Raw genomic sequence first — 15,577 nt, 5'->3', positions numbered from 1 at the left:
ATATTACTTTTTCTTTGTCGTTTTTTTTGTTGCTTTTTTTGTGGTGGTTTTCTTTTTAGCCACCTTTTTCTTTGGCGCATTTTTCTCGATGATAGCTTTTACCTCTTCAAGCGTTAATTTTGCTGCCTCAACCGTTTTCGGTAATTCGATTTTCACTTTTCCTTGAAGTACATTATGTCTTCCCCATCTTGCCTTCTCTACTCTTATTCCTTCATCTTCCCAATTATGAACAACTTTATCTATTTCTTTTTGAATTTTAACTTCAATCAATTCAATAATATCATCTTCAGATAAATTATCCCAATCGTATTTTTTATTCACGTTTATAAACATATTGTTCCATTTAATAAATGGCCCAAAACGCCCCTTTCCTTTTTGCACAGGTAACTCTTTATATATATATATAGGAGCATCTGCTTTTTGCTTCTCTTTTATTAATACAATAGCGTCATCTAATTCCACCGTTAAAGGATCTACTCCTTTTGGCAAGGACACATAAGCAGTACCAAATTTAACATAAGGCCCAAAACGACCATTGTTAACAACAACGTCCTTGTCTTCGTAGCTACCCAAATTTTTTGGAAGCTGAAATAAATCCATTGCTTCTTCAAAAGTGATACTTCCTAATTGTTGATCTGGTCCTAAACTTGCAAATGTAGGTTTCTCTTCATCATCTACTGTTCCTAATTGCACCATAGGGCCAAACTTACCTAAACGTACACTAACGCGTTTTTTTGTTTTAGGATCTTCTCCTAAAATTCGCTCTCCAGACTCTCTTTCTGCATTTTCCTGAACATCAATTACTTTAGGATGAAAATCTGTATAAAATGATTTCATCACTTTTTTCCAGTCCACTTTACCATCTGCAATATCATCAAATTGATTTTCTACATTTGCTGTAAAACTATAATCTAAAATAGTTTCAAAATGATTCACAAGAAAATCAGTTACAATCATCCCGATATCAGTAGGAACAAGTTTCCCCTTATCTGACCCTACTTTTTCTGTCAATAAATTTTCACTTACCGTATTATTTTTTAACACTAACTTCGTGTAATCTCGCTCTACTCCTTCAATGGCCCCTTTTTCAACATATTTTCTGTTTTGAATGGTTGAAATTGTTGGCGCGTATGTAGATGGTCGTCCTATCCCTAATTCTTCTAACTTCTTAACTAGTGAAGCTTCTGTAAATCTATACGGCGATCTTGTGTAGCGTTCTGTAGCAGTAATGTATTCGTTAAGTAAGGTTTCGTTAACCTTCATTGCTGGTAACATCCCTTCTTGTTCTACATCGTCGTCATCTGTTCCTTCTAAATATACTTTTAAAAAGCCATCAAATGTAATCACTTCTCCATTAGCACTAAAAATATCTTTATGAGAAGCAGCACTAATCTTTACATTGGTTCTTTCTAATTGGGCATCGCTCATTTGTGACGCTATTGCTCTTTTCCAGATCAACTCATACAATCGTGTTTGATCGTAATCTAAGCCTGCTGAATGTGCTGCAAAATTTGTAGGACGTATCGCTTCGTGCGCTTCTTGAGCACCTTTCGCTTTTCCTTTATAGTTTCGCTCCTTACTATATTCTCCGCCGTAAGCTTTTATAATCTCTTCTTTAGCGCCTTTTCGAGCTTCATCAGATAAGTTAACACTATCTGTTCTCATATAAGTGATTAAACCGGCTTCATATAAACGTTGCGCCATTGTCATGGTTTTACTTACAGAAAAGTATAATTTTCTTGACGCTTCTTGTTGTAAAGTTGACGTGGTAAATGGTGCTGCTGGAGCTTTTTTTGCAGGTTTCTTTTCTAAATCTAAAACCTTAAATGTTGTATTTGCATTTTTTTCTAAAAACGCTAATGCCTCAGCTTTTGTTTTAATCGACTTAGGCAATTTTGCTTTAAATGATTGTCCTGATTCGTTAGAAAATTCCGCATCTATCCTATAAGATGCTTCGGCTTTAAAGTTTTGAATTTCTCTTTCACGCTCAACAATTAACCTTACAGATACAGATTGAACTCGTCCTGCGGAAAGCCCTCCTTTTACTTTTCGCCAAAGTACTGGTGATAATTCGTACCCTACAATTCTATCTAATACACGACGTGCTTGCTGCGCATCGACTAAGTCATAGTCGATATTTCTAGGGTTTTCAACTGCTTTTTGAATTGCAGACTTAGTAATCTCATGAAATACAATACGCTTTGTTTTTTCCTTATTCAATTTTAAAGATTCGGCTAAATGCCATGCTATGGCCTCTCCTTCGCGATCTTCATCACTTGCTAACCAAACTGTTTCTGCTTTTTTTGCTAAATCTTTCAGTTTTTTTACAACTGCCTTTTTATCTGTAGACACTTCATATTTCGGATTAAAATCGCCTTCTACATCGACCCCTAACTCCTTAGAAGGTAAATCGGAAATATGTCCATAACTGGATTCTACTTTAAAATCTTTTCCTAAAAATTTTTCTATCGTCTTTGCCTTAGCTGGTGACTCAACTATTACTAAATTCTTCGCCATTCTTCATTTTTTTGAAGTTACAAATGTATATGAAAAAAAATACATGAACCTAATTTAAATACAATTTGAGTTTTAATTATACTTTTCTCTTTTTCTAAAAACTTCTACTAACAACAAATGTTCCGTAAGAATGATCTACAGATTTTGGGGTTTCATTTGTATTAAAGTTATAAATCAATTTAAAAATAGTTTTCCGCATTTTAACAACAGTACCAAACCGCAATTTCACAATTTCCCTTTTTATTTCCGTTGTAAAGGAAGCATCATTATAATCTAAACTCCCTTGTATTAATGTATTATGTACAACATACTTATATCCCAAACCAAAAAGACCAAAAAACTCATTTTTTGCTTTTTTATCTATCATACCAATTCGAGAGCTGTTGCGTAATTCATTAAATTTACCAAAAAAATAATCGACTCCAACAGTTGCATAAATATCTTTTAACCCTAAAGCTCCTTCTCCATAATACTGTACACTATGATATTTGCCAAAGGCTTTGTTTAAAATATATTTTGCTTTTAAATTAACGAGAAACTTAAATTCTATTTCTTGAAACCAGCTCGGAACATCTTTTGTATTTAAAACATTATGAAACCACCTTTGCAAACTCCCCGTTTGAGATTCTTCACCTGTTATTCCGATCTCTGTACTTAATAGGAAAGCCGTTTTTTTCTTTACAGTGGCAAGTTGAAATGCTAAGAACATCCAACCAGCAAAAGGCCTGTCAAACAAACTAGTATCCACCCCACTTATATTATCGGGCGTGTAAGTTTCATTACCTAGTGTGATATCTAATTGTAAAGTGTTAGACGCATCCTTTTTGAATAAAAAATCATTCTCTAAAACTCGTTTATAAGAAAAAAATAAACCACTAGTATAATACCGGTCTTGAAAAACCAATTGATCATTTTCTGCAGCAACTTCTATTTCCTCTTTAATATCTTGAGGAAAGAGTGCTCCTGTAATTATAAACGCTAAAAAAAATAGAATGATCTTATTCAAAAAAAGCACATATTATTTATTTCCTATTATTCTTTATATTAGTAGTAACATCAAAACGCACATTCTTTATAAATCAATAGGGAGATAAATATACAAAAGAAGCCATTACATAACGCCTCTATAAAACACATTAACATTTCGACCATTTGCTACAAATTAAATGTAATCATAATTAATCAAAAAAGCATAAATTATTTTTTACGTCCTAAACTAAAATCTACCAGATCGTACAATATTTCAAACCGATAAACAAGGATTAAGAGCATACTTATAAGTCACAATAAACATTACAAAAAAGGCTCATAAAATCTAACCGTTGCCCTTTTTGTATTCTAACTCTAGAAATATCATTTCATAGTTTATTGAGAACAAAGCATGCAATTCTATTTTAACCGATTTACTCCTTACCTATTTTCATTATATCATCTTCATCATCAAAACCAATAACTTCCTTATAAATAGTATATACAGGAAGGTACATTAAAGAAGCTGTAAAAAACACGCCTACAACACAAGCAACAAAGCCCAACATTGCTAAAAGCCCTGTTACAACCAAAAGTCCAAATGACATCAGCCATTTTTTATGTCCTAGCTTAAAACTTATTTTCAATATATCTTCTGCACTTTTTTCTGAATGAAAAGCAAAAATCACAGAAAAATACATTAACGGGACAAAGGCATATATATATGGTATAAAACACATCATTTGTGCAATGGTAGCGATAGCGGTATAAGCTAAACCTAATATAAATATTTTCCCTAAATAACGGCCTTTAAAAAAATAAAAATAATCTTCAGAAATATGTGCATTCAAATCCTTCTGCTTACAAATTCTGTAAAAAGCAGCAGTTACAGCTAAGGATACTGTACTCGTTATAATAGCTAGAGGAATGTTGTACAAAGCATTGGTAGCAAAAGTCTCAAAAACACCATTAGCATTAAATTCGATCATTTGGTCTGGATCAAATACATTATGAATTCCTAATATTTCCATAAAAAAGGCAAAGGCAAAATAAAAGGGTATAGAAATCAAAGCCATTATCAATATAGAGATAAACCCTTGTAACCATATTTTTTTAAATAATTTAATACATTTGTCAAACAAGTCTCCAAAATCTAATGTTTTAGCCTTTGCTACTCTCGATTCTAATTCTACAAGCGTCATTAATTTTATTCTGTTTTAGTTAGCACACCAAATGTAAATATTCTTTTTAACATATTTACAACACTGCCACTTTGTCACAGTATTTAAAATAATTATATCTTTGCATACTTATTGACGTGATCGTATCACGATATTTATATGGAAAAGATTATAGACGAAAATAAACAAGGCCAATCCTTGGCTTTAGAGCAAAAGGAAGAAAACACAAAGAAACTCTTTATAGAAAGCTATGGCTGTGCTATGAATTTTAGTGATAGTGAAATTGTGGCTTCTATTTTACAGAACGAAGGCTTTAATACCACCCAAAACCTTCAAGATGCAGACTTGGTTTTAGTAAACACCTGTTCTATTAGAGATAAAGCTGAACAAACGGTAAGAAAACGGCTAGAAAAATACAATGCTGTAAAACGAACGAATCCCAAAATGAAAGTGGGCGTTTTAGGCTGTATGGCAGAACGCTTAAAAAGTAAATTCCTTGAAGAAGAAAAAATAGTTGACTTAGTCGTTGGTCCAGATGCTTACAAAGATTTACCTAATCTGCTTGCAGAGGTTGAAGACGGTAGAGACGCCATAAATGTAGTTCTTTCTAAAGACGAAACTTATGGCGACATATCTCCTGTTCGTATTAATACCAACGGTGTCACCGCTTTTGTATCCATTACTAGAGGCTGTGACAATATGTGTACCTTTTGCGTTGTCCCATTTACTCGTGGTAGAGAACGTAGCAGGGCCCCGCAAAGCATTATTGAAGAAATTAATGACTTATGGAACAAAGGGTATAAAGAAATCACGTTACTAGGACAAAACGTAGACAGCTACTTATGGTATGGTGGAGGGCTTAAAAAAGACTTTGAAAAAGCGACAGAAATGCAGAAAGCTACTGCTGTAGATTTTTCTAAACTATTATCTATTTGTGCAGAAGCACAACCCAAAATGCGCATTCGTTTTTCAACATCCAATCCGCAAGATATGTCTATGGATGTTATTAAAACTATGGCCAAATACGATAACATCTGTAACCACATCCATTTACCTGTTCAAAGTGGTAGCAACCGCATTTTAAAAGCGATGAACCGCTTGCATACCCGTGAAGAATATTTCGAACTTATAGACAATATTCGTAAAATCATCCCTGGATGTGCAATAAGTCAAGATATTATTGTAGGATTCCCGACCGAAACAGAAGAAGATCATCAAGACACCCTCTCACTCTTAGAATATGTAAAATACAATTTTGGATATATGTTTACTTATTCTGAAAGGCCCGGAACTCTTGCTGAACGTAAGCTAGAAGACGACATCCCTGAAACAACGAAAAGCAGACGTTTAACAGAGATTATTGATTTACAGCTTAAACATAGTGAATTTAGAACCAGAGAACATCTTGGAACTACTGTAGAAATTTTAATAGAAAGAGCGTCAAAAAAATCTAACAAACATTGGTCTGGTAGAAGCGCTCAAAACATCGTTGCTGTTTTCCCTAAAGAAACATATAATATTGGAGATTTTGTAAAAGTAAAAGTAACAGATTGTACTAAAGCGACACTAATAGGAGAAGCTATTGGGCTTTCTGAAAAGAACTGACCTAGAAAAACTAAATGAAATTTACTTTTACATTCCTTCAAAAACTGGAATTATGTAAACATTAACATAATAAACTATAATTTTAATTTACAATTACGACACGATTAATAGAAATGATAACCTGTGCTCTCTATAATATCTAAAAATCAGATCTAGTGAAATACACTAGCTTTTAGTAATCTAAATTAACACCATTTACTTAAATACTTTTACACAAACCAATGGAATCTATTCAAACCACAAAACAACGTTTCGGAATAATAGGGAATAGCGCAGCACTTAATCGTGCTATAGAAAAGGCCATTCAAGTAGCACCAACAGATATTTCTGTTTTAGTAACAGGAGAAAGTGGTGTTGGAAAGGAAAGTATCCCTAAAATTATTCATTCGCTATCTCATAGAAAACACGGAAAATACATTGCTGTAAATTGTGGCGCTATACCTGAAGGCACAATAGACAGTGAACTTTTTGGCCACGAAAAAGGGGCTTTTACAGGAGCGACACAAACACGAAATGGCTATTTTGAGGTTGCCGACGGCGGAACTATTTTTCTAGACGAAGTGGGTGAATTGCCCTTAACAACACAAGTGCGTTTATTACGTGTTTTAGAAAATGGCGAATTTATAAAAGTGGGGTCTAGTAAAGTTCAAAAAACAAACGTTAGAATAGTCGCTGCAACAAACGTAAATATGTTTGAGGCCATAAAAAAAGAGAAATTTCGTGAGGATTTATATTATAGATTAAGCACTGTAGACATCAATTTACCGCCTTTAAGAGAGCGCCAAGAAGATATTCATTTACTCTTCAGGAAATTTGCAAGTGACTTTGCTCTAAAATATAAGATGCCAACAATAAAACTTACTGAAGACGCCATAAGAATGCTCTTAAAGTTTCGTTGGAGCGGTAATATAAGACAACTCAGAAATGTTGCCGAACAAATTTCTGTTTTAGAACAGAACAGAAATATCTCTATAGAAGCATTACGTAACTACCTACCAACTTCTGGAGACAATCTCCCTGCTGTAATAAAAACTTCGAAATCTGAAAGTGATTTTACTAGTGAACGCGAAATATTATATAAAGTATTGTTTGATATGAAAGCGGATTTAAACGATTTAAAAAAGCTTACTATGGAGCTTATGAAAACAGGGAACTCTCAAGATGTACAAAAAGATAATGAGGGCTTAATCCAAAAAATATATGGTGAGGATAAACCTACACCTAGCTATGAAGAAAATTTAGACGACTTACAAGTGCTCTCTATTCCAGAGACTACTAAGACAGAAGAAACTTATGAGTCTAAAAACAACAACTATGATTTTGCTGAAGAAATTCAAGAAGAAGAGACTTTATCACTACATGATAAAGAATTAGAACTCATAAAAAAATCTTTAGAACGTCATAACGGAAAACGAAAACTTGCAGCCGAAGAGCTCGGTATTAGTGAACGTACTTTATATCGAAAAATAAAACAATTTGATCTTTAAAAAAGCGTCCATTTTACAAAGTGCACCTACCAAATAACATAATCAAATCTATTTTACTACAGGCTATTAAATAGATTCGTTTTGAGTCTAAACATTTTGGGCTTAGCATTTAAATTATATATTCTAAAACAGTATCCCTATCATCGACCAACAAGCAAAATCAATTGCCGCGGCATATCGTTTTTAGAAAAAATACCCTCTTTTGATAAATTATCGTTAATAAATTTACCGCATCTTAAGAACAACTTAAATCGTAACAAAGAAAAAACTACCTTTGTATTAAACGCTATAGATAAAATAAACGCACTCAATAACAATGAGTACTTATATGAGAACAGTAAAACATATATTCTTTTTAACCCTATTTACTTTATTAGTTAGTTGTGGTTATTATTCGCTTTCGGGAGCAGATACAGGAGACGCCAAAACTTATCAAGTTAATTATTTTCAAAACAATGCTATTTTAGTCGAGCCTGGCTTAGACAGAGATTTCACGGTAGCTTTGCAAGATTTAATATTAAACCAAACGAACCTAGATTTGGTAACATCTAATGGCGATTTGGTATACGAAGGGGAAATTACAACCTATAGGATCTCACCAACTACAGCAACAGCAGATAATACCGCAGCACAAAATAGACTAACCATTGGGGTTAAAGTTCAGTTTTATAACAAAAACAAAGAAGAAGATGACTTTAACAAATCGTTCTCTTTCTATTATGATTTCCCTGGAAGCGCACAATTATCTGGAAGCACAAAAGATGCCGCTTTTGCCGAAATTTTTGAACGCTTAACACAAGATATTTTTAATGCCTCATTAGCTAATTGGTAATGAATCAAACCGATTTCACAAACATATTGCAGCACCCGCAAGCAGTTTCTAAGGAACAAACCGAGGACTTACGGTCCATAATAACGGAATTCCCTTACTTTCAGTCTGCCAGAGCAATGTATTTAAAAGGCTTAAAAAATTTAGAAAGTTTTAAATACAATCAAGCCCTTAAAACCACTGCTGCCTACACAACAGACAGGAGTATCTTATTTGATTTAATTACGGCTAAAGATTTTAAACAAGATCAAATTTCACTATTCATTCAGAAAAACACATCGCACTTAGAAGATTCTGAAGTGAATTTTGAAGACCCTTCGTCTTATGGAGACATAGCCATAGACCCACTTTTAGGACTTGAGTTTGATAGCGCTAAAGACATTATGGATCCCGCTTTGTTTCAACCAAAAAAGGATGTAAATCAAGTCACTAATTTTAATTCTAAAATTGCAGATACAAAGAAAGAAGAGGGAAACAAAACAGAAAACACATCCTCGGCAAAAGAAGTTCTAAACCTAGGGAAACCGTTTCAATTTGAGCAAACAGAAACACATTCCTTTAATGAATGGCTTAGTCTAACAAGCCTAAAACCTATTAATCGAGAAGATGAAACAAAAGAGATTCTTTCATCTAAAAAAGAAAACAAACAGGAAAAGGAAGGCATAACAAAAGATAAAAAATTTGAGCTTATAGAGCAATTTATAGCAAAAAACCCTAAATTATCACCACCAAAGAAAAGCACCTCTAGTCATAATATAGCCAAAGCACAGATGATTAAACCAGAGGCTTTGATGACAGAAACTTTGGCAAGAATATACGTCGAACAAAAAAACTATAAGAAAGCAATTCAATCTTATAAGATTTTAAGTTTGAAATATCCAGAAAAAAGTGGTTTCTTTGCAGACCAAATTAAGGCAATAAAACAATTACAAGAACAAAATAACACAAAATAATTAATATGTTTACAATATTTTTAACACTAATGGTCGTAGTAGCATTTCTACTAATAGTAGTAATTATGGTACAAAATCCAAAAGGCGGAGGATTATCTTCTTCTTTTGGAGGTGGAGGAACTCAACAATTGGGTGGCGTAAAAAAAACTACCGACTTTTTAGATAAAAGTACTTGGACATTGGCTACAATATTAATAGCACTAGTTTTAGCATCTAATCTCGCAATAAACAGAACTTCTGGATTACAAGATTCTAGAGCTTTAGATTCAGAAGCTATTGAAGAAACAACAGCACCAATACAAGAAGCTGCTCCTGCAACAACTGAAGATGCTGCAACTAAATCGGTAGATTCTACAACAAAATAATAAACATATTCGTTTAAAAAAAGAGCCAACTTATATAAGTTGGCTCTTTTTTTTAGCTTAAACTTTCCTAGTATTAAAAACATATCTGAAACTTTGTCAGCCGCTTCTTATTGGCACATTTTTAGTATAGTTTAAAAAAATAATATAATTAATTAAAACATACGCAATGAGCACAGTTAATATCAAACCATTGGCAGACCGCGTTCTTATAGAACCACTACCTGCTGAAACTCAAACAGCATCAGGATTATATATCCCTGATTCGGCACAAGAAAAACAACACAAAGGTACTGTTGTAGCCATAGGCTCAGGAAAAAAAGACGAACCACTAACTGTAAAAGTAGGAGACAAAGTCCTTTATGGAAAATACTCTGGTTCTGAATTAAAGTTAGACGGTGGTGATTATTTAATGATGAGAGAAGAAGATATTCTTGCGATTATATAATCTATTTTCTTACCTAAAGGTAAGGTTCTAAAAAAAACAAAAAAACAGCTTTAAAAGTTTCTGTTGTTACAGAAATAACAAACAAAATTATTTATTATGGCTAAAGACATAAAATTTGACATAGAAGCACGCGACGGTTTAAAACGTGGTGTAGATGCATTGGCTAATGCAGTAAAAGTTACCTTAGGTCCCAAAGGACGTAACGTAATTATAAGCCGTTCTTTTGGAGCACCTCAAGTAACAAAGGATGGTGTTTCCGTAGCAAAGGAAATAGAACTTGAAAACCCATTAGAGAATATGGGCGCTCAAATGGTAAAAGAAGTCGCTTCCAAAACCAACGATTTAGCTGGAGATGGCACAACAACCGCTACAGTATTAGCACAAGCGATTGTAAAAGAAGGCTTAAAAAATGTTGCCGCAGGCGCAAATCCAATGGACTTAAAACGCGGGATAGACAAAGCTGTTTCTGCAATTGTTGAAGACCTTGGTAAACAAACGAAAGAAGTTGGAAGTTCTTCTGAAAAAATAAAACAAGTAGCCTCTATATCTGCTAATAACGACGAAGTTATTGGAGATTTAATAGCTAGTGCTTTTGGAAAAGTAGGCAAAGAAGGTGTTATTACAGTTGAAGAAGCCAAAGGAACAGATACCTATGTCGATGTTGTTGAAGGGATGCAATTCGACAGAGGTTACCTCTCGCCGTACTTCGTTACAGATAGCGAAAAAATGATCGCAGATCTAGAAAACCCTTACATCTTGTTATATGACAAGAAAGTATCTACGATGAAAGATTTATTACCGGTTTTAGAACCCGTTGCACAATCTGGTAAACCCTTATTAATTATTGCTGAAGATGTGGATGGAGAAGCATTGGCTACTTTAGTCGTTAATAAGTTACGTGGTTCTTTAAAAATTGCTGCTGTTAAAGCTCCTGGATTTGGAGACAGACGTAAGGCTATGCTAGAAGACATTGCAATTTTAACTGGCGGGACTGTAATTTCAGAAGAAAGAGGTTTTACTTTAGAAAATGCAACCTTAGAAATGCTAGGGACAGCAGAACGTGTTACTATTGACAAAGATAATACTACCGTTGTAAACGGTGCTGGAGATAAAGAACTTATAAAAAATAGAGTTAATCAAATTAAGTCTCAAATAGAATCTACAACTAGTGATTATGATAAAGAAAAACTACAAGAACGCTTAGCTAAATTAGCTGGAGGTGTTGCTGTACTTTATGTTGGTGCTGCTAGTGAAGTAGAAATGAAAGAAAAGAAAGACCGTGTAGATGATGCGTTACATGCAACTCGTGCTGCAGTAGAAGAAGGTATCGTTGCTGGTGGTGGTGTTGCGTTAATAAGAGCAAAATCTGTATTAGAAAAAATCACAACAGAAAATTTAGACGAAACAACAGGTATTCAAATTGTTGCTCGCGCTATTGAATCTCCAATTCGTACTATTGTTGAAAATGCAGGAGGCGAAGGAAGTGTAGTTGTTTCTAAAATAACAGAAGGTGAACACGATTTTGATTTTGGTTACGATGCCAAGTCTGAGACCTATGTTGATATGCTTAAAGCTGGAATCATTGATCCTAAGAAAGTAACACGTATTGCTTTAGAAAATGCAGCGTCTGTTTCTGGAATGATTTTAACTACAGAGTGCGCATTAATAGACATTAAAGAAGATGCTCCTGCTGCTGGAGGAGGTATGCCTCCAATGGGCGGTGGAATGCCAGGAATGATGTAATATTATTTCTTTTAAACATAAAAAAAACCTGTGTCTTAATTTTATAGACACAGGTTTTCTTTTATTATTGGACTTCTTTTTTAATCCATTTTAGAGCTACTCCTTATGCTCATCTTTTACCGCATCATCTCTGTACTTACAACACGGGTGAACCGTAGCATAAGCCTCATCTGTTGCCTTTAATGTTTTTGTATCATGGCCTACAGATACAATACTATTAGTAATCGTTTCCAAATTTGTTTTACGTGCATCGTAAATTAATTTTAATTCATGAGTTTTAACATCCCAAACGGCCGATTTTACCCCCTTTGTTTTCAAACTTGCTTTTTCAATACGTTGTTTACACATCATACAGATACCATCCACTTCTAAAGACGCTTTCTCGTTTTTATTTTGAGCAAAGGTTAGGCTGCTTACTAAAAGTAATACTAATATTATAAGTCTTTTCATCATCTTGTATTTATTTAATTTTATATCTTAATCCAGCATAATAACTACTTCCAAATATTGGTCCATATACAAATGTAGTATCAAAATGAGTACTAAAAGGGTTTTCTGAACTTAAAATTGGAGTCTCTTGTTTTACATTTGTTAAATTCTCTACTCCCAAATATACTTCAAATTTTGAAGAAAACACCTTAGTGGTTTGCGCATTTAATGTTGAAAGTGTTGGTGAATATTCTGGCAACTGATACTCCTGTGGATTATTCTCTGTTGAAGAGAAACGTTGTTTCCCTAACCAATTGTAGGTCACGTCAAATTTCCATTGTCCGCCCGTTGCGCCACGCAATAGCGTCGCGTAAGATATATTAGCAAAAACTCTATCTTTTGAGGTTAACGGTTTCTCTTGTTTTCCAGAATTATATTGTGTCTTTACATCGTAATACTTATAAGCCAAACGCAAATCGAAATGCTTAAAAACGTTATAATTCATTTCTATTTGAAAACTGTTTGCATAGCTCGACCCTTTTAAATTGTAAAAGTTAACTTCTGTTGGAGTTTCATAATCTACGACCACTTGATTTTCAAAATCTGTTCTATAAAAATCTACAGTAATATCTGCTTTACGTCCAAAAAAATTAAATCCTTGCAAGAAAGAAACACCATAATTCCAGGCTATTTCTGGATTCAATCCATAAATTTCCCCATTCTCATTAGAAACATTAATACCTCTAGAAGTAGAAAATATTTTCTGATTTTCAGCAAAAATATTAGCACTTCTTTTCCCTCTTCCAACCGAAGCTCGCCATGCCGCTTTTCCCCAAGGTGTATATCGTACATGCAATCGAGGAGTTATAAATGTACCCAAAGTACTATGTGTATCTACTCGTAATCCTGCTGTTAGGTTGAGCTTATCCAAATTGTCATAATTATATTCAAAAAAAGCGCCTGCTGAGTTTTCAGTTCTTTCTATGTTTAAAGTATTAACCAATTCTTCATAATTATCGTAAGTATAGCTTACCCCAGTTTTAATTTTATGCCTAGAATCACTAATTATAGAATTATAAATCACATTAGTATATATGCTATTATGACTAATATCGTAAACATTAAATCCAAAATAAGAATCTTGTTTATGATTACTAAAAGCCGCTTGAACTCCCAAAACCTGGTATGGTATCTCTGGGTTAACATAACCCAATTTTGCAGAAACCTCATACCGTTTAGTCTTTATTTCGCTTCCCCAAGCAGTATTTGTAAATTTATCATCATCGGGATCAAAACTAACTTGTCCAGCCTGCTTCTCATCATTGAGATATTTCAAATTAATAAAACTTACAAAACCTTTTTCGGCATCGGTATACTGCCAACGGTTCATAAGATTAACTTGTTTTGCAAGCGGTACATCGAGAAAAGAATCATCATTTTTATCAAACTTTTCAGACCTAGAGTCGCCGTGTAAATACAGCCCTGTACTCCACTTATTGTTTACTTTTGTATTAAAATGAGTATTTAATTCTACCCGAGCATTTGCAGCACCATAAGCATTTACAAACAAAGTATTATCTGTGTTCGGTTTTACCAGTTCTGCATTAATCTGTCCCGCAATACTTTCATAACCATTAACCACACTCCCTGCGCCTTTTGTTATTTGAATGCTTTCGACCCATGTTCCGGGAATAAAACTCAACCCAAAGGCTTGTGAAGCTCCACGAATGGAAGGAATATTCTCTGTAACAATTAATATATATGGGCTAGTTAAACCCAACATTTTTATTTGTCGCGTTCCTGTTACAGCATCGGCAAAATTCACATCTATAGATGGATTGGTCTCAAAACTTTCAGATAAGTTACAACAAGCCGCTTTTAGTAATTCGTCACTACTTACTGTTATGGTATTTTTGGCTTGTAAATACGATTTGGCTATCCCTTGTTTTCGTGAAGTTATAGTTATTTCTTCTAAATTACTCTTAGCCTGTAACTCATGTAAAATTGGTTTTGGACTTAGTACAGTTATTGTATCTGTAGCGTAACCGACATAACTAACGATTAACTTTGAGTATTCTTTTTTATATGGCAAACTAAAGTCCCCATCAAAATTGGTTACCGTTCCTACTTTAGTATTTAACCAGTAAACATTAGCGCCTGGCAATCCTATTTTCTCCTTTTTAGAGTGCTCTTCTATTATGGTTCCAGTTATGGTTTCCTGAGACAATAATACCATAGGTAACAATATTAAAGTGCATACTATTTTTTTCATATTTACACCGTTAAAATTGCTACTAATTGATTTTGCCTGACCTTGTTTGAAAGCATCCAATGTATTGGTAAAGCGTTTTGTATTTTTTTAATTAAAACAGACTGTATCTCTTCATTAAAAACCCTAAGCTTATCTAATTTAACCGCTGCTTTTAGACTGTTTTGTAATTTAATTTTATGTGTTATAAACCTTTTATAGCGACTAGAGCTTAAAGCCATAACTACGCATATGTATTCCATGTATTTAGTATTGATGATTTAATCCTTTTATATCCATTTTCTGCTCTATTTCGTTCAATTAAGCAAGAATTAAAAAGTGATTATAACATCAAATCAAAAACACATTATCCAGCAGTTGGATATTGAAGACTAAATTTGGTGGCGCATAATTTTTGTGAGGGTTTATTTGCTTTTGCAAATCCTCATAAAGCGCAATATAAGAATAGATTAATACTGAAACGAATTGTTTCTGACTGAAAATTAAGTCATTATAATTATTAGTTTGTAACTCATCCTGACCATGAATAACTTCCACGATGTCTTTACAACAATGCTTCTGTTTTTTAATATTTTTGTTTGTTCTTTCTGATGTGATACTACAATCATGTACTTCAGAAAAAATAGATACATCTATTAACCGATCTCCACAGTAATGCTTTTCAACAGTTATAGACATTGTAGAAAACAATATCAAAAGTGCCAAAGTAATAGAGAAAAGCTTTTGCAATACTTGTATCATAATTTTCAAATTTACAAAAAAAGGGTTCCCGAAAGTTATTTTAC

14 protein-coding genes are annotated in these 15,577 nt (G+C 33.6%); 7 read left to right on the top strand and 7 right to left on the bottom strand.

Annotated features, from left to right (window positions below; all coding sequences use genetic code 11):
* Nucleotides 1-3: 3 nt before the first annotated feature.
* The 3 genes from topA to AC2D8I_RS11300 form a co-directional block, all read right to left on the bottom strand.
* Complete coding sequence (gene topA, locus AC2D8I_RS11310; protein WP_484706120.1) at nucleotides 4-2,517, bottom strand: type I DNA topoisomerase; 2,514 nt, start codon at nucleotides 2,515-2,517, stop codon at nucleotides 4-6.
* 94 nt (nucleotides 2,518-2,611) lie between these two features.
* The gene (locus AC2D8I_RS11305; RefSeq protein ID WP_484706119.1) at nucleotides 2,612-3,523 is read right to left on the bottom strand and encodes a lipid A-modifier LpxR family protein; all 912 of its coding nucleotides are present in this window, start codon (nucleotides 3,521-3,523) and stop codon (nucleotides 2,612-2,614) included.
* Between the two features lie 397 nt (nucleotides 3,524-3,920).
* Nucleotides 3,921-4,688 (bottom strand): hypothetical protein, encoded by a 768-nt coding sequence (locus AC2D8I_RS11300; RefSeq protein WP_484706118.1) that lies wholly within the window; start codon nucleotides 4,686-4,688, stop codon nucleotides 3,921-3,923.
* Between the two features lie 138 nt (nucleotides 4,689-4,826).
* On the opposite strand from AC2D8I_RS11300, the gene miaB reads away from it, so the two are divergent.
* The 7 genes from miaB (at nucleotide 4,827) to groL (ending at nucleotide 12,094) form a co-directional block, all read left to right on the top strand.
* Complete coding sequence (miaB, locus tag AC2D8I_RS11295; protein ID WP_484706117.1) at nucleotides 4,827-6,272, top strand: tRNA (N6-isopentenyl adenosine(37)-C2)-methylthiotransferase MiaB; 1,446 nt, start codon at nucleotides 4,827-4,829, stop codon at nucleotides 6,270-6,272.
* Nucleotides 6,273-6,493: 221 nt separating this feature from the next.
* The gene (locus tag AC2D8I_RS11290) at nucleotides 6,494-7,759 is read left to right on the top strand and encodes a sigma-54 interaction domain-containing protein (protein ID WP_484706116.1); all 1,266 of its coding nucleotides are present in this window, start codon (nucleotides 6,494-6,496) and stop codon (nucleotides 7,757-7,759) included.
* Between the two features lie 328 nt (nucleotides 7,760-8,087).
* Nucleotides 8,088-8,591: an LptE family protein gene (locus AC2D8I_RS11285; RefSeq protein ID WP_484706115.1), complete on the top strand. Its 504-nt coding sequence runs from the start codon at nucleotides 8,088-8,090 to the stop codon at nucleotides 8,589-8,591.
* Nucleotides 8,591-9,541, top strand: a complete 951-nt coding sequence (locus AC2D8I_RS11280) for a hypothetical protein (RefSeq protein WP_484706114.1) — start codon at nucleotides 8,591-8,593, stop codon at nucleotides 9,539-9,541. The genes AC2D8I_RS11285 and AC2D8I_RS11280 overlap by 1 nt, the downstream gene beginning before the upstream one ends.
* The gene (gene secG / locus AC2D8I_RS11275; protein WP_484706139.1) at nucleotides 9,541-9,906 is read left to right on the top strand and encodes a preprotein translocase subunit SecG; all 366 of its coding nucleotides are present in this window, start codon (nucleotides 9,541-9,543) and stop codon (nucleotides 9,904-9,906) included. Before AC2D8I_RS11280 ends, secG begins: the two co-directional genes overlap by 1 nt.
* A 166-nt stretch (nucleotides 9,907-10,072) precedes the next feature.
* Complete coding sequence (locus AC2D8I_RS11270) at nucleotides 10,073-10,351, top strand: co-chaperone GroES (protein WP_484706113.1); 279 nt, start codon at nucleotides 10,073-10,075, stop codon at nucleotides 10,349-10,351.
* Between the two features lie 96 nt (nucleotides 10,352-10,447).
* Nucleotides 10,448-12,094, top strand: a complete 1,647-nt coding sequence (gene groL, locus AC2D8I_RS11265) for a chaperonin GroEL (RefSeq protein ID WP_484706112.1) — start codon at nucleotides 10,448-10,450, stop codon at nucleotides 12,092-12,094.
* 96 nt (nucleotides 12,095-12,190) lie between these two features.
* Here the strand turns inward: groL and AC2D8I_RS11260 are convergent, their stop codons facing one another.
* From AC2D8I_RS11260 to AC2D8I_RS11245, 4 genes are all read right to left on the bottom strand, one after another.
* Complete coding sequence (locus AC2D8I_RS11260) at nucleotides 12,191-12,544, bottom strand: heavy-metal-associated domain-containing protein (protein ID WP_484706138.1); 354 nt, start codon at nucleotides 12,542-12,544, stop codon at nucleotides 12,191-12,193.
* 10 nt (nucleotides 12,545-12,554) lie between these two features.
* Entirely contained in the window at nucleotides 12,555-14,795 is a 2,241-nt protein-coding gene (locus tag AC2D8I_RS11255; RefSeq protein ID WP_484706111.1) for a TonB-dependent receptor, read from the bottom strand.
* A 2-nt stretch (nucleotides 14,796-14,797) separates the two neighbouring features.
* Nucleotides 14,798-15,034: a hypothetical protein gene (locus tag AC2D8I_RS11250; protein ID WP_484706110.1), complete on the bottom strand. Its 237-nt coding sequence runs from the start codon at nucleotides 15,032-15,034 to the stop codon at nucleotides 14,798-14,800.
* 88 nt (nucleotides 15,035-15,122) lie between these two features.
* Nucleotides 15,123-15,533, bottom strand: coding sequence for an HYC_CC_PP family protein (locus tag AC2D8I_RS11245; protein WP_484706109.1), 411 nt, complete (start codon nucleotides 15,531-15,533; stop codon nucleotides 15,123-15,125).
* Between the last annotated feature and the right edge of the window lie 44 nt (nucleotides 15,534-15,577).

It is taken from the genome of Lacinutrix sp. YIN62, assembly GCF_057219185.1.
This window is presented reverse-complemented; position numbering and strand designations above follow the sequence as displayed.

What these genes read in the sequence shown, in the direction of transcription:
- AC2D8I_RS11250 (WP_484706110.1), bottom strand. Translation starts at nt 15,034, where the DNA reads ATGGAATACATATGCGTAGTTATGGCTTTAAGCTCTAGTCGCTATAAA.
- AC2D8I_RS11260 (WP_484706138.1), bottom strand. Translation starts at nt 12,544, where the DNA reads ATGAAAAGACTTATAATATTAGTATTACTTTTAGTAAGCAGCCTAACC.
- topA (WP_484706120.1), bottom strand. Translation starts at nt 2,517, where the DNA reads ATGGCGAAGAATTTAGTAATAGTTGAGTCACCAGCTAAGGCAAAGACG.
- AC2D8I_RS11270 (WP_484706113.1), top strand. Translation starts at nt 10,073, where the DNA reads ATGAGCACAGTTAATATCAAACCATTGGCAGACCGCGTTCTTATAGAA.
- AC2D8I_RS11255 (WP_484706111.1), bottom strand. Translation starts at nt 14,795, where the DNA reads ATGAAAAAAATAGTATGCACTTTAATATTGTTACCTATGGTATTATTG.
- AC2D8I_RS11285 (WP_484706115.1), top strand. Translation starts at nt 8,088, where the DNA reads ATGAGAACAGTAAAACATATATTCTTTTTAACCCTATTTACTTTATTA.
- groL (WP_484706112.1), top strand. Translation starts at nt 10,448, where the DNA reads ATGGCTAAAGACATAAAATTTGACATAGAAGCACGCGACGGTTTAAAA.
- AC2D8I_RS11290 (WP_484706116.1), top strand. Translation starts at nt 6,494, where the DNA reads ATGGAATCTATTCAAACCACAAAACAACGTTTCGGAATAATAGGGAAT.
- AC2D8I_RS11245 (WP_484706109.1), bottom strand. Translation starts at nt 15,533, where the DNA reads ATGATACAAGTATTGCAAAAGCTTTTCTCTATTACTTTGGCACTTTTG.
- AC2D8I_RS11280 (WP_484706114.1), top strand. Translation starts at nt 8,591, where the DNA reads ATGAATCAAACCGATTTCACAAACATATTGCAGCACCCGCAAGCAGTT.
- miaB (WP_484706117.1), top strand. Translation starts at nt 4,827, where the DNA reads ATGGAAAAGATTATAGACGAAAATAAACAAGGCCAATCCTTGGCTTTA.
- AC2D8I_RS11300 (WP_484706118.1), bottom strand. Translation starts at nt 4,688, where the DNA reads ATGACGCTTGTAGAATTAGAATCGAGAGTAGCAAAGGCTAAAACATTA.